22 protein-coding genes and 1 tRNA gene are annotated in these 24,193 nt (G+C 60.2%); 14 read left to right on the forward strand and 9 right to left on the reverse strand.

Features of this window, described 5'->3' with window-relative positions:
* Window positions 1-67: 67 nt before the first annotated feature.
* Entirely contained in the window at window positions 68-973 is a 906-nt protein-coding gene (bcsQ, locus tag ACQRBT_RS07670; RefSeq protein WP_161547684.1) for a cellulose biosynthesis protein BcsQ, read from the reverse strand.
* A gap of 345 nt (window positions 974-1,318) precedes the next feature.
* Here bcsQ and ACQRBT_RS07675 point away from each other — a divergent pair, with 345 nt between their 5' ends.
* The 4 genes from ACQRBT_RS07675 (at window position 1,319) to ACQRBT_RS07690 (ending at window position 3,827) form a co-directional block, all read left to right on the forward strand.
* Window positions 1,319-1,552, forward strand: coding sequence for a DUF2790 domain-containing protein (locus ACQRBT_RS07675; protein WP_104995262.1), 234 nt, complete (start codon window positions 1,319-1,321; stop codon window positions 1,550-1,552).
* Window positions 1,553-1,690: 138 nt separating this feature from the next.
* Window positions 1,691-1,766 (forward strand) — tRNA-Thr (locus ACQRBT_RS07680).
* Window positions 1,767-1,992: 226 nt separating this feature from the next.
* A complete protein-coding gene (locus tag ACQRBT_RS07685; RefSeq protein WP_412046554.1) occupies window positions 1,993-2,766 on the forward strand; it encodes an SDR family oxidoreductase in 774 nt (257 codons plus the stop codon).
* A 152-nt stretch (window positions 2,767-2,918) separates the two neighbouring features.
* A complete protein-coding gene (locus tag ACQRBT_RS07690) occupies window positions 2,919-3,827 on the forward strand; it encodes a LysR family transcriptional regulator (RefSeq protein WP_161547680.1) in 909 nt (302 codons plus the stop codon).
* 27 nt (window positions 3,828-3,854) lie between these two features.
* Here the strand turns inward: ACQRBT_RS07690 and ACQRBT_RS07695 are convergent, their stop codons facing one another.
* Window positions 3,855-4,340, reverse strand: coding sequence for a hypothetical protein (locus ACQRBT_RS07695; protein WP_412046553.1), 486 nt, complete (start codon window positions 4,338-4,340; stop codon window positions 3,855-3,857).
* 121 nt (window positions 4,341-4,461) lie between these two features.
* Between ACQRBT_RS07695 and ACQRBT_RS07700 the strand changes: the two genes are divergently transcribed.
* Window positions 4,462-5,358 carry an AraC family transcriptional regulator gene (locus tag ACQRBT_RS07700; RefSeq protein WP_104995248.1) on the forward strand — a complete coding sequence of 299 codons (897 nt, stop codon included), beginning with the start codon at window positions 4,462-4,464 and terminating at the stop codon, window positions 5,356-5,358.
* 73 nt (window positions 5,359-5,431) lie between these two features.
* Here ACQRBT_RS07700 and ACQRBT_RS07705 read toward each other — a convergent pair whose 3' ends face one another.
* The 4 genes from ACQRBT_RS07705 to ACQRBT_RS07720 all read right to left on the reverse strand — a co-directional run bounded on the left by ACQRBT_RS07705 (window position 5,432) and on the right by ACQRBT_RS07720 (window position 11,606).
* Window positions 5,432-6,718: an OprD family porin gene (locus ACQRBT_RS07705; protein WP_104995247.1), complete on the reverse strand. Its 1,287-nt coding sequence runs from the start codon at window positions 6,716-6,718 to the stop codon at window positions 5,432-5,434.
* 302 nt (window positions 6,719-7,020) lie between these two features.
* Window positions 7,021-7,233 (reverse strand): hypothetical protein, encoded by a 213-nt coding sequence (locus tag ACQRBT_RS07710; RefSeq protein WP_090367457.1) that lies wholly within the window; start codon window positions 7,231-7,233, stop codon window positions 7,021-7,023.
* Window positions 7,234-7,468: 235 nt separating this feature from the next.
* A complete protein-coding gene (gene aguA, locus ACQRBT_RS07715) occupies window positions 7,469-8,575 on the reverse strand; it encodes an agmatine deiminase (RefSeq protein ID WP_412046552.1) in 1,107 nt (368 codons plus the stop codon).
* A 121-nt stretch (window positions 8,576-8,696) separates the two neighbouring features.
* Window positions 8,697-11,606 carry an aminotransferase gene (locus tag ACQRBT_RS07720; RefSeq protein WP_412046551.1) on the reverse strand — a complete coding sequence of 970 codons (2,910 nt, stop codon included), beginning with the start codon at window positions 11,604-11,606 and terminating at the stop codon, window positions 8,697-8,699.
* Between the two features lie 151 nt (window positions 11,607-11,757).
* On the opposite strand from ACQRBT_RS07720, the gene rfbB reads away from it, so the two are divergent.
* From rfbB to ACQRBT_RS07755, 7 genes are read left to right on the forward strand one after another with little or no spacing between them, the layout of a single operon-like run.
* On the forward strand, window positions 11,758-12,840 hold the full coding sequence (gene rfbB / locus ACQRBT_RS07725; RefSeq protein ID WP_412046550.1) for a dTDP-glucose 4,6-dehydratase: 1,083 nt from the start codon (window positions 11,758-11,760) through the stop codon (window positions 12,838-12,840).
* Window positions 12,837-13,715, forward strand: coding sequence for a glucose-1-phosphate thymidylyltransferase RfbA (gene rfbA / locus ACQRBT_RS07730; protein ID WP_161547672.1), 879 nt, complete (start codon window positions 12,837-12,839; stop codon window positions 13,713-13,715). Before rfbB ends, rfbA begins: the two co-directional genes overlap by 4 nt.
* Window positions 13,712-14,257: a dTDP-4-dehydrorhamnose 3,5-epimerase gene (gene rfbC / locus ACQRBT_RS07735; protein WP_090367467.1), complete on the forward strand. Its 546-nt coding sequence runs from the start codon at window positions 13,712-13,714 to the stop codon at window positions 14,255-14,257. Before rfbA ends, rfbC begins: the two co-directional genes overlap by 4 nt.
* Window positions 14,254-15,135 (forward strand): dTDP-4-dehydrorhamnose reductase, encoded by an 882-nt coding sequence (gene rfbD, locus ACQRBT_RS07740; RefSeq protein ID WP_412046549.1) that lies wholly within the window; start codon window positions 14,254-14,256, stop codon window positions 15,133-15,135. The genes rfbC and rfbD overlap by 4 nt, the downstream gene beginning before the upstream one ends.
* 36 nt (window positions 15,136-15,171) lie before the next feature.
* Window positions 15,172-16,980 (forward strand): sensor histidine kinase, encoded by a 1,809-nt coding sequence (locus tag ACQRBT_RS07745; protein ID WP_060754647.1) that lies wholly within the window; start codon window positions 15,172-15,174, stop codon window positions 16,978-16,980.
* Window positions 16,977-18,353 (forward strand): sigma-54-dependent transcriptional regulator, encoded by a 1,377-nt coding sequence (locus ACQRBT_RS07750; protein WP_090367471.1) that lies wholly within the window; start codon window positions 16,977-16,979, stop codon window positions 18,351-18,353. The genes ACQRBT_RS07745 and ACQRBT_RS07750 overlap by 4 nt, the downstream gene beginning before the upstream one ends.
* Before the next feature lie 23 nt (window positions 18,354-18,376).
* A complete protein-coding gene (locus tag ACQRBT_RS07755; RefSeq protein WP_412046548.1) occupies window positions 18,377-18,832 on the forward strand; it encodes a YiiD C-terminal domain-containing protein in 456 nt (151 codons plus the stop codon).
* Between the two features lie 123 nt (window positions 18,833-18,955).
* Here ACQRBT_RS07755 and cysQ read toward each other — a convergent pair whose 3' ends face one another.
* Window positions 18,956-19,792, reverse strand: a complete 837-nt coding sequence (cysQ, locus tag ACQRBT_RS07760) for a 3'(2'),5'-bisphosphate nucleotidase CysQ (protein ID WP_060754650.1) — start codon at window positions 19,790-19,792, stop codon at window positions 18,956-18,958.
* Entirely contained in the window at window positions 19,789-20,355 is a 567-nt protein-coding gene (gene nudE / locus ACQRBT_RS07765) for an ADP compounds hydrolase NudE (RefSeq protein WP_412046547.1), read from the reverse strand. The genes cysQ and nudE overlap by 4 nt, the downstream gene beginning before the upstream one ends.
* An 87-nt stretch (window positions 20,356-20,442) precedes the next feature.
* On the opposite strand from nudE, the gene yrfG reads away from it, so the two are divergent.
* A complete protein-coding gene (yrfG, locus tag ACQRBT_RS07770) occupies window positions 20,443-21,105 on the forward strand; it encodes a GMP/IMP nucleotidase (protein WP_060754652.1) in 663 nt (220 codons plus the stop codon).
* Between the two features lie 47 nt (window positions 21,106-21,152).
* Here the strand turns inward: yrfG and lysM are convergent, their stop codons facing one another.
* A complete protein-coding gene (gene lysM / locus ACQRBT_RS07775; protein WP_060754653.1) occupies window positions 21,153-21,593 on the reverse strand; it encodes a peptidoglycan-binding protein LysM in 441 nt (146 codons plus the stop codon).
* Window positions 21,594-21,823: 230 nt separating this feature from the next.
* Between lysM and ACQRBT_RS07780 the strand changes: the two genes are divergently transcribed.
* The gene (locus ACQRBT_RS07780; RefSeq protein ID WP_412046546.1) at window positions 21,824-24,172 is read left to right on the forward strand and encodes an FdhF/YdeP family oxidoreductase; all 2,349 of its coding nucleotides are present in this window, start codon (window positions 21,824-21,826) and stop codon (window positions 24,170-24,172) included.
* Window positions 24,173-24,193: the final 21 nt, after the last annotated feature.

The raw sequence follows: 24,193 nt of genomic DNA on the forward strand, positions 1-24,193 counted from the left end.
CGTCGCCTGACAGCCGCAACCAACCGATTGTGCATAAGCATCTGGCATTAAGCCTATAAAGCGCACTTTATGGTTTCTTTTTCGGTGCCTTCAATGCCAGGCAAATCTCATTGATATCGTCTCCGGCCAGCCGCTTGGCTGCGCCGTCCAACGGGTCTGCCGCAAAGGCCAGCGCCTCGTTGATTGCCACGTCACGATGTACTTCAAATGGTGGGGACTCCAGGCGCTGCTTGAAGGCCTCGACCATGTCCAGGCCGAAGGCATCACTCTCGTCCACCTGATTGACCACTACATGCACAGAGGGTGGGCGAGAGCCCTCAAGATGGGGCGCCAGCAGTTGGTCAAAATGCTCCAGAGTGGCAAGACACGCAGCATCGGGATGAACCACCAGCAGCACCACGTCGGCAACGCTCAGCGCTTGATGGAAGTAGACGTTATTACCGGCAGGCGTATCGATGATCAGCGTTTGCCGCTCGCTCAGGCCCAGGGACGCGAGACGCTGCGCCAACCAACCGGGCTCATGCTTGAGCCAACGCTCCAGGTTTTCCTGCTGCTGGAAATCGATATCGCCAAAGGTAATCACCTGGCAACCGGCGAAGCTGACCTGTTGCAAATCCCCCCACTGCCCATGCTCCAGACTGGTGCGACCAATACCGGGCAACGCCGCACTGACGCCAAAGTGATGGTGCAAGGCATTTTGCGGGTCCAGATCCAGCGCCACCACTGACTCACCATGACGCTGCAAGCCACTGCTCAAGGCCGTGGCCAACGTGCTGCGCCCAACGCCGCCATTGATAGACACCAGCGCCACGACCTTGGCGCGCACAACCGCGATATCGGCGGGCGGGGAATGTGAGTGGGTGTTTTCGTCGCCAGGCACACTGCCAAAAAAGTGCATCCGCGCATTGATGCCTTGGGCATCGTGGCTGACATCTTTGCCAAATAACGCCAAAAGTTCTTCGCTGAGGCTCATAGCCTTCTCCTCACGACGCAGCTTAAAGACGTGAAGTTCGGCAAGCAGGCACTAGCCGCAGGTCTTTTTTATAGGCGTCCCGGTGAATGCATTCTGGGTCAGGCACAGAAAAGTGTCATTATTTTGATGTTTTAGCAGATTATTTTTCGGACGAACGGCTTTAAGTCAATTAAATGGCTCTCCAGCCACGTACTGCCCCTTCCCCTTCAGCCCTCCTTCGTATCGGCAAGTACATAAATATTCAGCCAATACACAACGAGACAAAACCCAAGATCGACGACACAGACCAGATACCTCCCAGGCGCTCAATGACCTCACCCCATCACTGACCCTGAGGACACCACGATGAACCCCAACAACTGGAAACCCCTGATCGCCGCCGCCCTGCTTGCACTGACCGCCACCGCACACGCCGGCGTAACCCCCAAGCCAGACATCCAGCGCGTACTCTCCACCAGCGAAGACTCCCGCTCGGGATGCGGCATAGTGAACGCGCGAATGACCTATCTCGACTCAAAGGGCCAGACGCAGGTGTTGGATTACATGAAATTCACGGACAACTGTGGCGATGGCAACTGAGCTGATTTGACGGCACCGGAGCACGACTCGCCGCAATGAAAATACGGCCTGCTCAAGAAAACCTCTGTATTTGCAAAAATAGTCAGAATTCAGGGGTTTACAGATGCCTACCAATCGCTATAATCGTCGCCCTAACACGCCGGTATAGCTCAGTTGGTAGAGCAACTGACTTGTAATCAGTAGGTCCCGGGTTCGACTCCTGGTGCCGGCACCATACAAAACGAAGCCCTCGCAGAAATGCGAGGGCTTTGTCGTTTCTGGAACGTCCATTTTTCCGTCAACCCACTGACAATCTTCCAGCCAATACACCAACACAACGTAAGTAACTTCACACCTATTGGCCGAAAACACTGAACAGTGCATCCAGCATCAGCGTGCTTATCTTTGCCCCCTGCCTCTCTAGACTGGGTCGTACCTTTCCCAGCCCAAGGAGCATGGTCATGTCCAAACATTCAATCAATGGCAAGGTCGTACTGATCGCCGGCGGTGTGAAAAATCTCGGCGGTTTGCTCGCCCGCGATCTCGCCCAGCAGGGTGCCAAGGCGGTAGTGGTGCATTACAACAGCGCCTCCAGCCAGGGCGATGCCAACGCCACTGCGGCGGCTCTCGAGGCGCTGGGAACCCAGGCGGTGGTGTTGCAGGCAGACCTGACCACAGCCGGGGCCGTGGAAAAGCTGTTCAGCGATGCCGTGGCCGCAGTCGGGCGTCCGGATATTGCGATCAACACCGTGGGCAAGGTGTTGAAGAAACCCATAGCTGAGATCACTGAAGCTGAGTACGACGAGATGATGGCGGTTAACTCTAAAACCGCGTTTTTCTTTCTCAAGGAAGCCGGCAAGCACCTCAACGACAACGGCAAGATCTGCACCATCGTCACCTCGCTGCTCGGCGCGTTCACGCCGTTCTACGCGGCGTATGCCGGCAGTAAAGCGCCGGTGGAGCAGTTCACCCGAGCGGCTGCAAAAGAACTCGGCGCGCGTGGTATTTCGGTGACGGCAGTGGGCCCGGGCCCGATGGATACACCGTTTTTTTATCCGGCCGAAGGTCAGGATGCGGTGAACTATCATAAGACCGCCGCGGCGCTTTCGCCGTTCTCACGCACGGGCCTGACTGATATCGAGGATGTGGTCCCGTTCATTCGCAACCTGGTGAGTGATGGCTGGTGGGTGACGGGCCAGACGATTTTGATCAACGGCGGGTATACCACCAAGTAACGGGCGAAAAGCGATTGCAACCCCGTAATGCGGCGTTGACACTTTTCCCGACAAACCAGGCCGTGGGGTTGCTATGAGCGTCGATCAGTCTGCACATCACCCGCCGGTTTCGAGTGAAACAGGCTAACGCCGTCGTCGAGCACTGATAACCCATGGACCGCATCGACCAGTACCAAATTTTCGTTCAGGTGGCTGAGCTCGGCAGCTTCATCCAGGCCGCACGCCTGCTGAAACTGCCGCGTGCCACGGTATCGGCGGCGATTCAACAATTGGAAGCCAATACCGGAACGCGCTTGCTGCACCGCACCACGCGTAAGGTGTCGTTGACCACCGATGGCAGCCAGTTACTGCAGCGCGCACGCCAGGTATTAGTCGAGATCGATGAGATCGACCAACTGTTCCACACCCATCAAGAGCAGGTGATGGGGCGCCTGGAGGTCGATGTGCCCAGTCGTATCGCCCGGCGCCTGCTCATTCCTGCGCTGCCCGATTTTCTCCAGCGTTACCCGCACCTGGAACTGGGCCTGGGTTCCACCGACCGCTCGATAGACCTGGTGCAGGAGGGCGTCGATTGTGTGATTCGTTTCGGCACGCCGCAGATCAGCAGCCTGGTAGTGAAACCGTTAGGGCAGGTGTTGACGATCAACTGTGCCAGTCCCGCTTACCTGAGCGAGTTTGGCGTACCCACCGACCTTGCCGAGTTGCAGGAGCGGCACGTATGCGTCGGCTATGTGGCGGGATCGAGCGGGCAGGAGGTTCAGTGGGAATACTGTCTCGACGGCGTCCGGCATTCGTTGCCACTGCCCTGTCGCTTGGTGGTCAATAGTGCGGAAAGCTATATCACCGCATGCCGCACAGGCCTCGGTTTGATTCAGGTGCCGTTGTTCGATGTGCAGCATCTACTCGATAGCGGCGAGTTGGTGGAAGTGCTGGCAGCTTACCGGCCGCCGTCGATGACCGTGTCTGTACTGTATCCGGATCGTCGCCAACGCTCTCGCCGCCTCAGTGCCTTCATCGAGTGGTTTGCCAGCTTGATGGCGCCGTATCTGCAAAGTAGGTAAAGCCGTTTCGATTGGCGGTGAAGACAATCAAGCAACCCGCCCCCCTCTCCTGCGCAAGTAGATCATCTGCACAGTAACGCCGATAACAAGCACCAGCGCTATCCCGCCCTGCGCACCGATCAGCACCGGCGATTTCAAATCGGTAACAAAAGGATGACCATCAGGCACCCGGCGCAATGTCTCGGACACCGTCGGCACCATCAGGAAAAACGCCGTCAGGCTCAGGAAGATGGTTTCCAGATAAATCCGCGCACGGCCCAGCCAGGCCAGGTGCGCAACGCCATAACCGGCCACGAGCAAGGCAATCGTGATGACGCCAATGAGGTTGCTGACCGGTTGTTTGGCGACCAGGAACACGCTGAAAGCACCGATCAGCATCGATGCCAGATAGAACCTGCCCGGTGTTGAGCGGGGAACGATGCGCCCGGAGCGGATGAACATGTAGGCCGCCAGTGGAATGGCGGGCAGGCTGCCGAGGGTGTGGATCCAGCCGAGGGTGGAGATTCCGAACATTTTGCGTTTCCCGTGTGATTGGAAGATGTGCATAAACGACCTGCGCTGGAAACGCTCATCCAGATCGCCTCGGCGCGTTATGATCCGGGAATCAGCTTATTGAAGGCGTGGCCGTGCAGACATGACCAATCCCCTCGAACATTTGATCATTCATCCGGAAATGCAGTTGGAGGGCCTGGCCAAAGGCGACCTTTTGTCTCAGGTACTGGCGCAGATTCGTCTGACGGGCGACCGCGTTTATGCCTCTGAGCTGACCATCGGGCAGCCGCTCAAACTTGATGAAAAGAGCGCGCATATCTGCGTAGTCCAGCAAGGCGGGTTGCAACTGGAGAGTGGTGGTCAACCACCGGTGATGCTGGAACAGGGCGATGTGCTGCTACTCCCTCACGACCCCACAGGTATCAGGATTACGGCATGCAGTGGGCCGGCCACGGTGGTGGTCTGCCGATTCTGGTTCGATGCGAGCAGTTTCCAGGCGATGCTGTTTGCCCTGCCGCAGTTGATCCACATCCGACAGACCGAAGCGGCGGCCTGGGCCGAAGGTATTCTGCATTTCATGTTGCTCGAAGCCCATGACACGCAGCCCGGCGGTGCGTTGATGATTTCGCGCCTGATCGATCTGGTGGTGATTCGCATCCTGCGCACCTGGGTTCAACAGGGTGGTGCGTCGGGATGGCTCGGCGGGTTATCGGATGCGCGTATCGCCCGGGCGCTGCGGGCTATCCACGCAACGCCCGGCCAGCAGTGGCGCATTGATGCGCTGGCGGAAGTTGCCGGCATGTCGCGTTCCAATTTCTGCGAGCGGTTCAGTACGTTGGTCGGGCGCTCACCGTTGCGCTATCAGAATGAGTGGCGGCTGACCTTGGCAAAAACCATGCTTTCCCGGCAGGGAGGTCGCATCGGCGAGGTTGGGTTTGCGGTGGGCTATGAGTCCGAGGCAGCGTTCAGCCGGGCCTATAAGGCTTTTTTCGGGCGTTCGCCTCGGGATGACCACGCCCGACACGCACCCGATAAGTGATCGCCTGCACATAAAAAAACCCCGAACCAGTCGGGGTTTTTATCGCCTGGGATCAGGCGCGACTTGCGATCAATCAGAAAACGTTGATCGGGTAGTCGGCGAACAGACGGATTTCGTTACCGCCTACGTTGTAGTTGCTGGCGTTGTTGGAGACGCGCAACCAGGACGCACGCGCACGCAGGCTCAGGTCTTTGGCTGGGCCGCTCTGTACGACGTACTTGAACTGGTTCCAGATTTCACGCTCGGTGCCGTCGCCACGGTTGCTACCGTCGTCGATGTTGGTACCGCGAACGTAGGCAACGTTGTAGGTCAGGCCCGGTACGCCGAAGGTGGCGAAGTCGATGCCGTAGCCAACCTGCCAGGAACGCTCGTCCTTGCCGTTGAAGTCAGACCAGTAGGAGTTGGCCAGCAGGATGGTGTTGCCACCGTCGCCGATGCCGCCGGCGTTGCGGTAGCCGCCGTACAGGTAGCCGGTGTCGCCGGTGCTGCGCTGGTGAGCGACGGTGAAGCTGTGCGGGCCGACCGCCCAGGTAGCGCCCAGGCTCCAGATCTTGTTGTCGCGAGCGTCCGCATCACCTTGGTTTTCCAGGGCGAAGCTGCGGTCCAGCTTGGTTTTGTAGCCGTTGAAGTCAAACGTCAGGGACTGTTTCTCTGGCAGGGCCAGCACGTAGTTGACGTTGACGTATTGCTTCTTCAGCACGTCCTGCATGTTGGAGGCATACAGTGCAGCCGACAGGCTTTCGGTGAATTTGTAGCTACCACCGATGTAGTCGATGCTTTTCAGGCGGCCGCTGTCGCTGCCTTCGGCGCTCTTGCGAGCTTCCTTGGTGAAGTGACCGGCGTCCAGTTGCAGGCCGGCGATCTCTTTGGAGACGATCGAGGTGCCTTCATAGGTTTCCGACAACAGGCGGGAGTTGTCGTACTGCAGGACCGGTACGGCTGGCATCTGCTGACCGTATTTGATCACGGTATTGGAGATGCGCGCCTTGACGGCTGCGCCACCCTTGGCCAGGTCGTTGGCGGCTTCGCCGCTGTCGCCTTGTTTGAAGAAGTCGATACCACCAGCGCCGCTACGGCCTTTGCCACCATCCAGGCGAATGGCGTACTGGCCGATCACGTCCACACCCACACCGACTGTGCCTTGGGTGAAACCGGACTCGAACTTGCCGATGAAACCCTGGCCCCATTCGGCTTTGTCTTGCTTGCCGTTTTTGTAGTCGCGGCTGATGTAGGCGTTACGGGCAGCAATGTTCAGGTGGCTGTCGTCAACAAAACCCTTGGATTGCTCCTGGTCGTTTGCCATGGCTGTCGATGCGCTCAAAATCCCCAGAGCGATCAAACTCATCCGTTGCTTCAACATATTCTTATATTCCTTATTACTGGTTGAGTACGCGCTGTGACACCAGGCTCCGTGTCGCTTTTCTGGTGTCGGCTTTTTCCGGAAAAAAGAAGGCCCGCGGACGACTGAACTGCCGCGGGCCTTTTTTTATTGGAGTAAGTCATGGCGGTTAGCCACAGGCGTTGGGCGCAATCCTATGCGCCCGTTGAACTATGTGTCAATTTCGTGAATCGTCTGTATTTAGGCGAAATAATTCTAAGCAGCGTCCTACTGCGCCCACTGTGGATGGGTATGCGCAAACCGGCAGTTGCGCGTGGCGCTCTTCAGTTCTTCAATAACTCACACAATGCTTGCACTTCATCGTCACTGAACAACCCCACCGGATAGCGCTGCATCACCACGCTGCGCAGGTCTGCCCGCCTGGCTGGTCGCGGTCCATTTGCCTTCAACCACAGCGCCAATGCGTGGATCGCATCACCGTTGACCCGCGTCGGGTGGAACGGGCGCGTGTAGATCAGGTTGATATCGGCATTCATTTCAGCGCTCTCTCCTACTGCGTGAGCGGCTAACTTACTCAAGGTTTATGACAGAACTGCGCGGTCATCAAACCTTGATCATGGTGACAACACCGATACAAGAGCTATGCCAATGTCCCGTGTTTGCAGGCTTTAGAGCATAAAAAAGCCCGCGACCTTGCTGGGCCGCGGGCTTGCTATGGGCGCTCTAAAGAGGTAGCGCGCAGCGCTGATGCCAGCGCTGTTACAACTGCACTCAGTTTTTGTGCGGGGCGGGCTGTTGTTGGGTCAGGCAATGGATATTACCGCCACCCAGTAACAGTTCACGGCCCGGCACCATCACCACTTCGTGCTGCGGGAACAGGTGCTGCAGGATGCTCCTGGCCTGGCCGTCCATCGGATCGTCAAAGCTCGGCGCGATGATGCCGCCGTTGACGATCAGGAAGTTGACATAGGAACCGGCCAACCGAACGCTCGGGTTACGCTCCTGGCTGCCATCCACCGGGTCCACGCCTGCGCACTCTTCCTTGGTGGCGAACAGCGGCCCCGGGATCGGCATTTTGTGCACGATGAACGAGCGTCCCTGTGCGTCAGTGCTGCTTTGCAGCACATCCATGGCCGCGTGGCAGCGCGCATAGTTCGGGTCTTGCGGGTCGTCGGTCCAGGCCAGCAGCACTTCGCCTGGGCGTACGTAGCAGCAGAAGTTATCCACATGGCCGTCGGTTTCGTCGTTGAACAGACCGTCCGGCAGCCAGATGATCTTATCCACAGCCAGATTGGCGCTCAGCACGGACTCGATGGCCGCGCGATCCAGATGCGGGTTGCGATTACGGTTCAGCAGGCATTCTTCGGTGGTGATCAGCGTGCCTTCGCCGTCGACATGGATAGAACCGCCTTCCAGCACGAACCCTTCGGTGCGGTAACGCGGTGCGCGCTCGATCTCCAGGATCTTGCCGCCCACCTGCGAGTCACGGTTCCACGGCGCATACAACCCCCCGTCAAAACCGCCCCAGGCGTTGAAGTCCCAGTTAACCCCACGCACCTCACCGCTGTTGTTGATGACAAAAGTCGGGCCGGTGTCTCGCACCCAGGCGTCGTCGCTGGACATTTCCACGACACGGATATTGGGCACATCCAAACGTGCGCGGGCGTTTTCGTACTGGCCGGCGGAAACAGCAACCGTCACCGGCTCAAAACGCGCAATCGCCTTGGCCACCGCCACATGAGCCGCCTGCGCCGGCTTGCCGCCCAGGCGCCAGTTGTCCGGACGCTCGGGCCAGATCATCCAGGTTTGGGTCTGTGGCGCCCATTCGGCGGGCATATAGAAGCCATCGGCGCGAGGTGTGCTGTGCAGGGTGGTCATGGCGTTCAGGACTCCGAATGGGGGAATGGCCGACTTTATAGCGAATAAAAATCGGCTTTAAAAGCAACAAAAGATCATACAAGGAAAACATTACATAAATTGGTCGATAAAAATCGGCTATCTACAATTGCTCATCCAGCACCTTCGACAGCATGTCGACGAAGAAATCCACGCTGCGCCTGGACGTGACCATCGGCGGCTTGATCTTCAAGATGTTGAGATAGTCGCCGGTCGGCTGCATGAAGATGCCCAGCTCGCGCAGACGATCGCACAACAGCGCGGTCTCGAAAGTGGCGGGCTCCAGGGTTTGCCGATCACGAACCAGCTCCAATCCCAGATAGAAGCCAGAGCCGTGAACAGCCCCTACCAACGGGTGAAGGTCGATCAGTGCCTCCAGGCGAGCCTTGAAATGCCCTCCCACTACCTGGGCGTTTTCCCACAGCTTTTCTTCCTTCATCACATCCAGTACCGCCATGCCGATACGGCAACTGACCGGGCTCCCCCCTGCCGACGAGAAGAAATAGCCCTCGGCCTCCAGCGCTTCGGCGATCTCCCGTCGGGTGATTACCGCACCCAGCGGTTGGCCGTTGCCCATGCCTTTGGCCATGGTGATGATGTCCGGCACCACGCCCTGTTCCTCAAAACCCCAGAAAAAATGCCCCATGCGGCCGTAGCCCACCTGCACCTCATCGGCGATACACACACCGCCCTGGGCACGTACCAGGCTATATACCTGCTGCAAATAGCCCGGCGGCAGGGAAATGCCACCGGCATTGCCGTACACCGGCTCGCAGATGAAGCCCGCCAACCGGCGTTTGCTCGCGGCGATTTTCGCCAGGTTATGCTCCACGCTTCGCACGTAATCCGGCGCGCTGTCCGGCCCGCGGAACTCACCTCGATAGGTATTCGGTGCGGTCACCGGGTGCACCCAATCCGGGCGGCTGCTCAATGCCTGGGGGTTGTCGGCAATCGAGGTGGACACCGCATCCGCCGCCACCGACCAACCGTGGTACGCCTCCAGCACGCTGAGCATGTCGCGCCCGCCGCTGTAGGCCCATGCCAGGCGGATCGCCAGGTCGTTGGCCTCGGTGCCGCTATTGACCAGGAATACCCGGTCCATGCCATCCGGCGCCAGCGCCAGCAAACGTTCGGAAAACTCGGCAATCGCCGCGTAATGAAAGCGCGAGTTGGTATTGAGCAACGACCATTGCCGCGCCGCCACTGCGGCCATGCGCGGGTGACCATGGCCCAGCACCGCCACGTTGTTGAGCATGTCCAGGTAGGAACGGCCCTGCATGTCGATCAGGTGGTTGCGCCAACCCCGCTCGATGCGCGGCGGGTCGACGTAATAGTGCTTCTGCGAACGCGCGAAACTGGCGTCACGTCGCGCCAGCAGGGCTTCGGGGTCCAGTTCCGGCTCGGCATCACAGGTCAGGCCCAACAGTGTTGCGGGTGAGGGGCAAAGCGCCTGCCAGGCCGGCGCCCTGGAGGGCGTGCAAAACAACGGCGGCTCAAGCTCCGCCCGGCACAACTGGACCGTGAGCGGCGCCTGCACTTGCCCCAGGACCTGCCCTTTGACCAGTGCCGAGCCAGGCGTCAACTGCGTCTTCACGCCCCATAAGCGCAGGCTCAATGGCGTACCCTGCAAACACACTAGACCGTCGGCGCCCGCGTGCAATGTCCCGGCAAAAGGCGCTTGTACGATACTGCCATGGGGAAGATGCAGCTCCACATGCAGGGCAAAGGTTTCCGGCTCGGCGGCGCTGTCGGGGCGCGTGCGCGACAACCGATACTGCCCATATCGGCTGGCCGCCAGCCCATGCACCGCCGCCGCCTCATCCAGCAGCCGGTGGTCGATACCCGGCACTTCCCAGTTGCCGGCCTCGAAATGCGGGCTGAGTACGCCCAGGTCGATCAACGCAAACTCACGTCCTACCAGGCCAGGCAGCAAAGGGGCAAAGTCCTGCTCGGCAATCGTCGGCAACGTGTCACCGAGGCAACTGAAGATCGCGGCCTCCATCAACTCGAACGGTACCGATGTCGCCACATGGAAGATTTCCCACTCGTGCTCGGCGTTTTTCAACAGGTAGGCATTGTCCGGGTCCAGGCGTTGCTGCTGTTCGCTGCTCAGCACCAGCACCGCCGCACGGGCGACGATCAACGGCCATAGCACTTGCAGCTCTTCGCGTTGCAACGGCGTGACTGCGTGGCACGCCTGGATCGCCGGCAAAATGGCAAACGGATCCCCTTCGGCATGGTGCAGCAGCGCCGCGCAGGTGACTGACAGGTCGGCAATGCGCCAGGTGTGCACCAGATCACCGAAATCAATCACGCCCTGGCATTGCCAATGCCGCTGGGCGTCGCGCTGCCACACGACATTGTCGTCAGTGATGTCCATATGCACCGCCTGCCATGGCAACCGTTGCGCCAGAGGCTTCACGTACGCTTCGACCTGCCGGGCCACCTGTGCCAGGGCGGCGCGCTGAGGCAGATCCTGCAGAGTCGTCAACAAATGGGTGATCAGTTCCTGTGCATGGCGCGGGTCCCACTGCAGGGTACGCTCCAGGCCCGGGTGTTCGAAGCCCGCCAGGGCCTGGCTCATCCGCCCGCACAGCGCTCCGAAGCCTTGGATCACTTCGCGGCTCAGGTGCGGCAAATCGGTCAGGGGCCGGCCGTCGATATACTCCAACAGCCGCAGATGCAGGGTTTGGTCATCGAGGCTTACCGTCAGCAGTTCGTCGCCCTTGAGGCTCTGGATGACCTTCGGCACACGTAGGTGCTCGCGTCCCTGCAGGTCCTTGAGGGCGGCATGCTGGGCCTGTAATTCAATGGCGGCGTAATCGCCCCGGCTGATTTTCAGAACAAACCGGCCACGCTCGCTGTCGATCTTGTAGTTGACGTCTTGTTGGCTACCCAATGACTGCAAGGAACCATCAAGGCCATAATGCTGCTTGAGTAATTGCGCCGCTTGGTCAGGGCTCACTTGTGGGCAAGGCAAACTGGCACGATGGATCAATGTGGCAAGCAACATTGTGACGCCCTCTGTTTTTTCAGGCGTCTATATCGCCATTGTTATGGGCAGTTAATCAACCCCTCATGCTCGCCGTGCTTGCACCAGCCCGCCTCACAACTCAAGCTATGCTTCTTTCGCCCAGTGTCCGTCTAAGGAAAAGGCCCTCGACATGCGCATTCTCATCACCGGCGGTGCCGGATTTATTGGCTCCGCCCTGATTCGCCACCTGATAGAACACACTGAGCACGAAGTGCTTAACCTGGACAAACTCACCTACGCCGGCAACCTTGAGTCGCTGACCAGCATCGCGTCCAACAGCCGCTATGAGTTCGTCCAGGCCGACATCGTCGACCAGGCCACCGTCAGTGCCGTACTGGCGCGCTTCGAGCCGCAGGCGATCATGCACCTGGCGGCCGAGTCCCATGTCGACCGCTCCATTGACGGTCCGTCGGATTTTATCCAGACCAACATCGTCGGTACCTACAGCCTGCTGGAAGCCACACGGGCTTATTGGCAGAAGCTGGCAGAACCGGCCAAAAGCGCGTTCCGCTTTCACCACATCTCCACGGATGAGGTATACGGCGACCTGCACGGTGTAGACGATCTCTTCACTGAAACCACGCCTTACGCACCCAGCTCACCTTATTCCGCGAGCAAGGCAGCCTCCGACCACCTGGTACGCGCCTGGCAGCGCACTTATGGCCTGCCGGTGTTGCTGACCAACTGCTCGAACAACTACGGGCCGTTCCACTTCCCCGAGAAGCTGATCCCGCTGGTCATCCTCAACGCCCTCGCGGGCAAGCCACTGCCGGTGTATGGCGATGGTTTGCAAGTGCGCGACTGGCTGTTCGTCGAAGACCACGCCCGTGCCCTGCTCAGGGTGGTAACCACCGGCGTAGTCGGCGAGACCTACAACATTGGTGGTCACAATGAGCAGAAGAACATCGATGTGGTGCGCGGCATCTGCGCCCTGCTCGAAGAACTGGCGCCGCAACGCCCGGCCGGCGTGGAAAAATTCACCGACCTGATCACCTTCGTCAAGGATCGCCCAGGCCACGATCAGCGCTACGCGATCGATGCCAGCAAGATCGAACGCGAGCTGGGCTGGGTTCCGCAAGAAACCTTCGAAACAGGTCTGCGCAAGACCGTGCAGTGGTACCTCGACAACCTGGAATGGTGCCGCAGGGTCCAGGATGGCAGTTATCAAGGTGAACGACTCGGCAACACTGACGCAAAGGATCTGATCGCATGATGAAGGGTATTGTATTGGCCGGCGGTTCCGGCACCCGTTTGCACCCCATCACCCTGGGCGTGTCCAAGCAACTGTTGCCGGTTTACGACAAGCCGATGATCTACTACCCGATCTCGGTGCTGATGCTGGCGGGGATCAAGGACATCCTGGTGATTTCTACACCAACGGACTTGCCGCAGTATCGTAACCTGCTGGGTGACGGCAGCCAGTTCGGCGTGCGCTTCAGCTATGCCGAACAGCCGTCTCCGGACGGACTGGCTCAAGCCTTCATCATTGGTGAAGAATTCATCGGTGAAGACCCGGTGTGCCTGATCCTGGGCGACAACATTTTCCACGGCCAGCACTTCGGCGAGCAGTTGCGCACCGCGGCCCAACGCCCGTCCGGCGCCACCGTGTTTGGCTATTGGGTCAAGGATCCTGAGCGTTTCGGCGTGATCGACTTCGACAAGGACGGCCGTGCCCTGTCCATCGAAGAGAAACCGGCGAAGCCCAAGTCGAGCTATGCCGTGACCGGGCTGTATTTCTACGACAACGACGTGATCCAGATTGCCAAGGCGGTCAAGCCTTCGCCGCGTGGCGAATTGGAAATCACCGATGTCAACAACGCCTACCTCAAGCGAGGTGACCTCCACGTTGAACGTTTCGGCCGCGGCTTCGCCTGGCTCGACACTGGCACCCATGACAGCCTGCTGGAAGCTTCAACCTACGTGCAGACCATCGAGCATCGCCAGGGCCTGAAAGTTGCTTGCCTGGAAGAGATCGCCTATCAGAACGGCTGGATCGACCGCGACTATCTGCTGGAGCGCGCCAAATACTTTGGAAAAACCGGCTATGGTCAATACCTGTACTCACTGGCCGACGAGGACACTAAATGAATGTAACCGCGACTGAATTGCCCGGTGTATTGATCATCGAACCGAAGGTTTTTGGCGATGATCGCGGTTTTTTCTATGAAAGTTTCAACGCCCGGCACTTTGAACAAGCCACCGGGTTGCAACAGCAGTTTGTGCAGGACAACCACTCACGCTCGCAAAAGGGCGTGTTGCGGGGCCTGCACTATCAGGTCGAGCACGCCCAGGGCAAACTGGTGCGTGTGACAGCCGGTGAGGTTCTGGACGTGGCGGTGGATATCCGCCGCAGTTCGCCCAACTTCGGCAAATGGGCCAGCGTGCGCCTGTCTGCCGGCAATAGTCGCCAACTGTGGATTCCACCGGGGTTCGCCCATGGTTTTGTGGTACTCAGTGATTACGCCGAGTTCCTCTACAAAACCACCGACTATTACACGCCGGCAGCCGAACGTTGCATCAGTTGGAACGACCCCACGCTCAACATTGACTGGCAACTCGATGGCCCGCCGATCCTGTCCGCCAAAGACCAGAACGGCAAGAGTTTCAAAGACGCGGACGTGTTCTCGTGACCTCCCGTCTGAAAATCTTGATCACCGGGCAACACGGCCAAGTCTCCCAGGAGCTGCAACAGCGGCTCCTGGGCTTGGGCGAACTCATCGTACTGGGCCGCGACCAACTCGACCTGGCCAACGTCGAGCAGATCCGCCAACAGGTTCGCACCCATCGCCCCGGCCTGATCATCAATGCTGCGGCTCACACCGCTGTCGATCAGGCCGAAAGCGAACCGGATGCAGCGTTTGCCATCAACGCAACCGCGCCCGGCATCCTTGCCGAAGAAGCCAAGGCCCTGGGCATCCCACTGATTCACTACTCGACCGACTACGTGTTCGATGGCACCAAGCCGGCGCCGTATACCGAAAACGACGCGCCAAACCCGCTGGGCGTCTATGGCCAGAGCAAGCTTTCGGGCGAGCAGGCGATTGCAGCGGTGGGCGGGGAGTACCTGATTTTACGTACCAGCTGGGTGTATTCGAGCCACGGCAAGAATTTCCTGCTGACCATGCAGCGTCTGCTGCAAGAAAAACCGCACATGCGCATCGTCGCTGACCAGATCGGCGCGCCGACCTGGGCCGGCAGCATCGCCGAGAGTACCCGCGCCCTGATCGAGCGCTGGTTGGCTGGCGAAGCGGGTGAATGGGGGGTGTATCACCTGACCGCCCAGGGCGAGACCTCATGGTTCGGCTTTGCCCAGGCGATTGGCGAACACCTGCGTGCGCAAGGCAAGCCTTGCGCCGAGCTGGAAGCGATCCCGTCCAGCGCTTACCCGACGCCCGCCCAGCGCCCGCTGAACTCGCGTCTGAATTGCAGCCGCCTGCAGCAACAATGGCAGGTCAGCCAGCCGCGTTGGCAAGACGCATTGCGCGAGTGTCTTGCAGGGCAGCACTAGGCATAATGCGCCTGTACCCACAGGCGCATGACTTCCATGACTCCACCCCTTCCACGAAGACCTCGCTGGCGCAGCCTCGCCCTGTTGGCGTTATGCCTGGCCCCGCTGCTGTGGCCGCTGGAACACTTGGCCGAGCGCTATTACGGCAGCGAGTTAGCGGGTCAGAACCGGCAAACCCTCGACCTGTACGTGGCCAACCTGTTGGGCACCCTGCACCGCTACGAAGTCTTGCCGCAGATCCTGGGGGACCTGCCCGCCCTGCGCACGGCCCTGGACGCGCCTCAGGTGAGCACCAACCTGGCCAACGCCAACCAGTTGCTCCAGGACGTCGCCGCCCAGGCCGGGGCAGAAGTGATGTACCTGATGGATACCTCCGGCAAAACCCTGGCGGCTTCCAACTGGGACAAGCAAGACAGTTTCGTCGGCCGTAACTTCTCGTTCCGACCGTATTTCAGCGAGGCCATGGCTGGGCGTCTGGGGCGTTTTTTCGGCCTGGGTACCACTTCGGCCAAGCGCGGCTACTTCTTTGCCGCCGCCGTGCGCGATGGCGAAAAGATCATCGGCGTACTGGTGGTCAAGGTCGACCTGGACCATACCGAAAGCCTGTGGGGCAATACACCGGAACAGCTGTTGGTGACCGACCACAATGGCGTGGTAATCCTGACCTCGCGCCCGCAATGGCGGTTTCGTGCCACCCGGCCACTGACCGCCGCAGAGCGTGAGGCGATTATCGCGATCCAACCTTACCCCACCCGCGACCCACAGCCGCTGGCGCTGAGTGCCACGGCATGGCTGCGTCAATCCACGGCCATCGCCGAAACCGGCTGGAATGTGGAGATTCTCGCGCCACGCTCACTGATCAATCGCCCGGTGCGCACGGTGGTCGCCGTCGGTGGCGCGACGCTGTTGGTGTTGATGCTGTTGCTGGGTCTGATGATGCAACGTCGGCGGCATTACCTGGAGCGCATTGCCTTCGAAGCCAAGGCGCGCCGCGAGCTGGAAGCACGCGTGGCCGAGCGTACCAGCGATCTGGAGGGCCTTAACCGGCGTCTGAAACAGGAAGTACTGGAACGCGAGCACGCCCAGCAGGAACTGGTGCGCGCCCAGGATGACCTGGTGCAAGCCGGCAAGCTGTCAGCCCTGGGCACCATGTCGGCGAGCATCAGCCACGAACTGAATCAGCCCCTGGCAGCGATCCGCAGTTATGCAGAAAACGCCGAGATCCTGCTCGACCATGAACGTACCAACGACGCCCGGGGCAACCTCAAGCTGATCAGCGAACTGACCGGGCGCATGGCCTCGATCATCGCGCACCTGCGTGCGTTCGCCAGGCGCGACCGCCATGCACCGGAAAGCGTGGCCCTGCAGCCGGCGCTGGATGATGCACTGGCGTTGCTGGCCAAGCGGCGGCGGTCGATGGAAGTCGAACTGATCCGCGATCTGCCGGAGGCGACCTTATGGGTGCAAGCCGGGGAAACCCGCTTGCGCCAAGTGCTTGGCAACCTGCTGGCCAACGCCCTGGACGCCCTCACCGAAAAAGGCCCGCCGCGAAAACTCTGGTTGAGTGCCCAAACCACTGAACAGGGCGTCAACCTGTACATTCGCGACAACGGCCCCGGGTTTTGCATGGAAGCCCTGGGCCGCGCCAGCGAACCGTTCTACACCACCAAGACCCGCACCCAGGGCTTGGGGTTGGGCCTGGCGATCTGCGAAACCCTGATGCGTGCCTTTGGCGGCGAACTGCTATTTGCCAACCACAAGGAAGGCGGCGCGTTGTTAACCTTGAAATTGCGTGCCGGTTCGCCGGGCGTCAGTCTGCAACCGTCCGAGGACCGCAGTGTATGAGTATCGATAACCAGATTCAGGTGGTGTTGATCGACGACGATCCACACCTGCGTCAGGCCCTGTGCCAGACCCTGGACCTGGCCGGGCTGGCTGTCCTGACGCTGGGTGAAGCGACCGGCCTCACTGCGCGCTTGACGCGGGACTGGCCAGGGGTAGTGGTCAGCGACATCCGCATGCCCGGCATGGACGGCCTGGAGCTGCTCGCCGAACTGCACGGCCAGGACCCGGACCTGCCGGTGCTGTTGATCACCGGCCACGGCGACGTGCCGTTGGCGGTGCAAGCCATGCGTGCCGGGGCCTACGACTTTCTGGAAAAACCCTTCGCCAGCGACGCCCTGCTCGATAGTGTGCGCCGCGCCCTGGCGCTGCGCCGCCTGGTGCTGGACAACCGCAGCCTGCGCCTGGCCCTCAGCGACCGCCAGCAACTAAGCACGCGTCTGGTGGGGCACTCGCCACAAATGCTGCGCCTGCGCGAGCAGATCGGTGCCCTGGCGGCGACCAAGGCCGACGTACTGATCCTCGGTGAAACCGGTGCCGGCAAGGAAGTCGTGGCGCGTGCGCTGCATGACTTGTCGAGCCGGCGCAGCGGGCCGTTCGTCGCGATCAACGCCGGCGCCCTGGCCGAATCGGTGGTGGAAAGCGAACTGTTCGGCCACGAGCCCGGTGCTTTTACCGGCGCGCAGAAGCGCCGTATCGGCAAGTTCGAATTTGCCAACGGCGGCACACTGTTCCTCGATGAAATCGAAAGCATGAGCCTGGATGTCCAGGTCAAGCTGCTTCGCCTGCTGCAGGAGCGCGTGGTCGAGCGTCTGGGTGGTAACCAACTGATCCCGCTCGATATCCGCATCATTGCCGCCACCAAGGAAGATCTGCGCCAGGCCGCCGACCAAGGGCGCTTCCGTGCCGACCTGTATTACCGGCTAAACGTCGCTCCGTTGCGCATTCCGCCGCTGCGTGAACGAGGGGAAGATGCGTTGATGCTGTTCCAACACTTCGCGGACGAAGCCGGCAGCCGCCACGGCCTGCCATTGCAGGAGTTGCAACCGGGCCAGCGTGCGCTGCTGTTGCGCCACAGCTGGCCGGGCAATGTGCGCGAACTGCAGAATGCAGCCGAGCGCTTCGCCTTGGGCCTGGAACTGGCCTTGGACAACACCCAGGACAGCCCTTCCACGGCCGTGCTCACCTCCACACCGGGCGGCTTGAGCGAACAAGTCGAACAGTTCGAAAAAAGCCTGATCGCCGCCGAACTGACGCGCCCCCACAGCTCCGTGCGCAGCCTCGCCGAGGCGCTCGGCATCCCGCGCAAAACCCTGCACGACAAATTGCGCAAGCACGGCTTGATCTTCGCCAACCAGAGTACCGACGAAGAATGATCCACACACACCAAGAGGCCCACATGAACCGCGACAGCCGTTACCTGGAATCCGTGCTGCACCATGACATCCCCCTCACCCGGGAAATGGGTCTCAAGGTACTCGACTGGCAACAGGGCAAATTGGCGCTGCATCTGCCGTTGCAGGCCAACATCAACCACAAGAGCACCATGTTTGGCGGCAGTCTCCACTGCGGCGCGGTATTGGCCGGCTGGGGCTGGTTGCACTTGAAGCTGCGTGAAGAAGGGGTTGAGGATGGGCACATCGTCATCCAGGAAGGACAGATCAGTTATCCGCTGCCGGTCACACGGGATGCTACCGTAGTGTGCCCTGCCCCCGAAGAGAAGGTATGGAAGCGCTTCTTGGCGACATACAAGCGCTATGGCCGTGCACGCCTGATGCTGGAGACGTGGATTGTGAACGAGGGCAGTGCAGATCGCGCTGTGGCCTTCACTGGGCAGTACGTCCTGCACCGCTAGATGCTACGACGCAAAACTGAGTGTGTGGGCTTGCTCCCGATAGCGCTGTGTCAGTTAACGAATATGTCGACTGACCCACCGCTATCGGGAGCAAGCCCCCTCCCACATTTGGCGTGTGGGATCTTAACGGCGGGCCAGGGCCAGCAATCGCTCGCGCCAGGCCGCCTTGGCCGGCAGAGCCAGGAAGAACGGATTCAGCAATGATTCCCGGGCCGGGTAACTGAACGGCTCGCCACTCAACTCCAACACTTCACCGCCTGCGCCTTCGAGCACACCTTGAGCAGCGGCGGTGTCCCATTGCGACGTCGGCGCCAGCCGCGGGTAGCAATCGGCACTGCCCTCGGCCAACAGGCAAAATTTCAACGAACTGCCGATATTGGCCAGCTTCAGCTCGCCCAACCCGGCGCTCAAACCGTCCAGCAGGCGCTCCTGCTCAGGGCTGGTATGGCGACGACTGGCAACCACCGTAAAGGGCTCGCCGACTGCCGGTGCCTCGCGCACCTGAATCTGCCTGGGCGCTTCATTTACATCGGAACGCCAGGCGCCCAGGCCCGCGCCACCGAAATAACAGCGACCACTGGTCGGCATGGAGACCACGCCAAATACCACGCGGCCCTGCTCAACCAGCGCGATGTTGACGGTGAACTCTTCACTGCCGCCGATAAATTCCTTGGTGCCATCCAACGGGTCCACCAGCCACCACCGCTGCCAGCCGGCACGTACGCTCTGGTCTATATTCGCGTCCTCTTCGGACAGCACCGGAATACTCGGGTCCAGCGCGGTCAAGCCGGCCAGAATCAGATGGTGAGCGGCCAGGTCCGCCGCCGTTACGGGGGAGTCGTCAGCCTTGGAGGTGACGGCAACATCGGCCCGCCAGTAAGGCAGGATGACCTCACCGGCCTGGCGGGCCAGCTCGATCACAGGAGCGATAAACGGATGGCCCAGAAACAGTTCGCTCATACGATAAACGCTCCACGCTGGGTCAACAGGTCTCGCACCAGATACAACGCGGCCAGGGCGCGGCCTTCGCTGAACTGCTCGTTCTGTGCCAACTGCGACAGCTCGCGCAGGTTGACCCGGTCCACCCGCATCGGCTCTGGCTCATCGCCTTCCAGGCGTTCTTCGTAGAGATCGGTGGCCAATACCACCTGGATTTTCTGGTTCATGTAACCAGGCGACAGCGAGAGTTCGGTGAGGTGTTCCAGTTGACGCGCGCCATAGCCGGCTTCCTCCTTGAGTTCGCGGTTTGCCGCCGCCAGCACGTCTTCTCCGGGCTCGATCAAGCCCTTGGGAAGGGACAACTCATATTCATCGGTACCGCCGCAGTACTCTTCCACCAACAACGCATGATCGGCATCGATCATCGCCACAATCATCACCGCCCCATAACCGGTACCACGCCCCACCAGGCGTTCGTAGGTGCGCTCAACGCCATTGGAAAAGCGCAATTGCACTTCCTCCACGCGGAACAAACGGCTACTGGCGACTATTTCTCGGGCGAGAACGGTGGGTTTCTGGCGCATAAGCGGCTCCTTGGCGTGATCGGGTTACTATACCGTGGCTTTTCCGATTGTCTGTGTCGGATATCTTTACTTACATGAGACCACCCCATGCCCTCTTTGCCCTGGCACGCCATCGACACCGTCTTGCTGGACATGGACGGCACCTTGCTCGACCTGCATTACGACAACCACTTCTGGATGGAGCACCTGCCCCAGCGCTATGCCGAGCTGCATGGGGTGAGCCGCGCCATGGCCGAAATGGAGTTGCAGCCTCTGTTCGAGCGTAACGCCGGACAGTTGCAATGGTATTGCCTGGATTTCTGGAGCACGGAGCTGAACATTCCGGTGCGTGAGCTCAAGCTGGAAACCGCCCACCTGATCGCCTTGCGCCCGGATGCGGACACTTTTCTGGCGGCGATCAAGCAGGCCGGCAAGCGCGTGATCCTGATCACCAATGCTCATCGTGATTCGTTGTCATTGAAGTTGGAACGCATTGAACTGGCGCCGTATTTCGAGCGTTTGATCAGTTCCCACGACTATGGCTTCGCCAAGGAAAACCCGCAGTTCTGGCACGCCCTGCACGCCGACATCGGCTTCGACCCGGCACGCAGCCTGTTCATCGACGACACCTTGCCGATCCTGCGCAGCGCCCGGGATTTCGGCGTGAGCCATTTGCTGGCAGTGAAGGAACCGGATAGCCGAAAAGGCCCCAAGGACACCGCAGAGTTTGCCGCCGTCGGAGACTACCGTGATCTGATTGCCGGCCTTTAACGCAATGAGGGAGGGGGTTGCCCCCCTCCCTCATCAGGCCCAGCCTGTTACTCAGGAATACGCAGCGTCTGCCCTGGGTAGATCTTGTCAGGATGTGACAACAATGGCTTGTTGGCCTCAAAGATCTTGTTGTACAGGTTGGCATTACCGTACACCGCCAGCGAGATCGCGCTGAGGGTGTCACCTTTTTTCACTACGACGAAACGGGCAGCCGCAACAGCTGGCCCGGATACAGTGATTTGATCATCCACACTGGCTACGCCGGCAATATTGCCTGCCGCCAGGATGATTTTTTCTTTCTCTTCCTGGCTGGCCACTTCACCGGTAATCGTGACCTTGTCACCGTCAACGGTGGCATGCACGTTCGGATTACCCAGCCCGACATCCTGGATATGCTTTTTCAGCTCGTCACTGGCGCTGGCATTACCGGGCGTCAGCAGATTGATCAGCTTTTCGCCTGCTTCCTTAACAAAACTGAGAATACTCATAGTGCGCTCTCCTTGGGATTTGGTTTCCAGATGCCCAAGACTAGACCAGTCCTACAGACTTGGGTTCCACGCCGACCAAAGACCCGTGATCGACGCCATCTATCAATAGATCAATACTGGCAATTAGACGCGACCCTTTGTCGCGCCTAGTCTAAGCCTAGATCAATCCGCTGGTAGCACTGCCGCAGAGTAGTACGCGCGGGTTTACAGCCCTGCGATGGAGACCCGCCATGAGCAATCATCACCAAGCCGACCAAACCCCTACCCCGCGCTACAAGCCCTATAAAGGCCCGGCCGGTGGCTGGGGCGCACTGATCAGCGTGGCACAAGCCTGGCTGACCAGCGACAACGCGCTGAAAAACCTGCGCATGATGCTCAAGACCAACCAGAACGGCGGCTTTGACTGCCCAGGCTGCGCCTGGGGCGACTCGCCGGAAAGCGGCATGGTCAAGTTCTGCGAGAACGGCGCCAAGGCGGTTAACTGGGAAGCCACCAAACGCCGTGTCGACGCGGCTTTCTTTGCCAAGCACAGTGTCAGCGCGTTGCTGGAACAGAGTGACTATTGGCTGGAGTATCAAGGCCGCCTCACCGAGCCGTTGCGCTATGACGCCGAGACGGACCGCTACAAGCCCATCAGTTGGGAAGCCGCCTTCGAGCTGATCGGCAAACACCTCAACGCACTGCCCAGCCCGGACATGGCCGAGTTTTACACCTCGGGCCGGGCCAGCAACGAAGCGGCCTACCTGTATCAGCTGTTCGTGCGCGCCTACGGCACCAACAACTTCCCGGATTGTTCGAACATGTGTCACGAGGCCAGCGGCGTGGCTTTGGCCCAGAGCGTGGGCGTGGGCAAAGGCACCGTGACCTTCGATGACTTCGAACATGCCGACGCGATTTTCGTCTGGGGCCAGAACCCCGGCACCAACCACCCGCGCATGCTTGAACCGCTGCGCGAAGCCGTCAAGCGTGGCGCTCAGGTGGTGTGCATCAACCCGCTCAAGGAGCGCGGCCTGGAGCGCTTCCAGCATCCGCAACATCCGCTGGAAATGCTGACCAACGGCGATAAGCCGACCAACACCGCCTATTTCCGCCCCGCACTGGGCGGCGACATGGCCATCCTTCGCGGCATGGCCAAGTTCCTGCTGCTGTGGGAGCGCCAGGCCCAGGCTGAAGGTAAGGAAGCCGTGTTCGATCACGATTTCCTCAACGCCCACACCGCCAACGTGCTCGATTACCTGGGCCAGATCGACGACACCTCCTGGGATGAAATCGTCAAGCAGTCCGGCCTGACCCTGGTGGAAATCGAGCAAGCGGCGCGAATGTACGCCACAGGCAAGAACGTGATCATGTGCTGGGCGATGGGCATCACCCAACACCGCCACTCGGTACCCACCATCCAGGAAATTGCCAACCTGATGCTGCTGCGCGGCAACATCGGTCGTCCAGGCGCCGGCCTGTGCCCGGTGCGTGGCCACAGTAACGTGCAGGGTGACCGCACCATGGGCATCAACGAACGCCCGCCGGTGGCCTTCCTTGATGCGCTGGAGCGCCGCTTCCAGTTCCAGGTGCCACGCACCAACGGTCACAACGTGGTCGAAGCGATCCACGCCATGCTCGAAGGCCGTTCCAAAGTGTTTATCGGCCTGGGCGGCAACTTCGCACAAGCCACGCCAGACAGCCTGCGTACCTTCCAGGCCCTGCGCAACTGCGACCTGACGGTGCAGATCAGCACCAAGCTCAACCGCAGCCACCTGATGCACGGCAAGGATGCGCTGATCCTGCCATGCCTGGGCCGTACCGATATCGACATCCAGGCCAACGGCCCGCAAGCGGTCACCGTGGAAGACTCGTTCAGCATGGTTCACGGCTCTAATGGCCAGTTGCAACCTTTGTCGAAGTTGATGAAATCCGAACCTGCGATCCTGGCCGGTATCGCCGCCGCTACCCTGGGCAGCAAGCCGGTGGATTGGAACTGGCTGGTGGCTGACTACGGACGCATTCGCGACCTGATCGCCGACACCATCCCGGGCTTCAAGGGCTTCAACGAAAACATCAAGCATCCGGGCGGTTTCTACCTGGGCAACGCTGCCGGCGCGCGTCGCTGGAACACCCCTTCGGGGCGCGCCAATTTCCGTCCGAATATCCTGCCTGAAGACCTGATTCACGAGCGCACCCATGCGACCGGCCGCGTGCCGGACCTGATCATGCAGTCAATGCGTTCCCATGATCAGTACAACACCACTATTTACGGCCTGGATGACCGCTACCGTGGGGTGAAAGGCCAGCGTGACGTGCTCTTTGTCAACGAAGCCGACATCATCCGCCTGGGCTTCAAGCCCGGGCAGAAGGCCGACATCGTGTCGCTGTGGGAAGACGGGCGTGAGCGCCGTGTGAAGGGCTTCACCTTGCTCGCATTTGATATTCCGGCAGGGCAGGCAGCCGCTTACTACCCGGAAGTGAACCCGCTGGTGCCACTGGAAAGCACCGGGGATGGCAGCCATACACCGACATCGAAGTTCGTGGCTATTTGCCTGGAGGCGGCGAGTGACGACGGCCTGATCATGGCGCGCTCGGCGTAAATTCCAGGCACAAAAAAGGCC

It is taken from the genome of Pseudomonas sp. R19M, assembly GCF_050312585.1.
GTDB classification, from domain to species: Bacteria; Pseudomonadota; Gammaproteobacteria; order Pseudomonadales; family Pseudomonadaceae; genus Aquipseudomonas; species Aquipseudomonas palleroniana.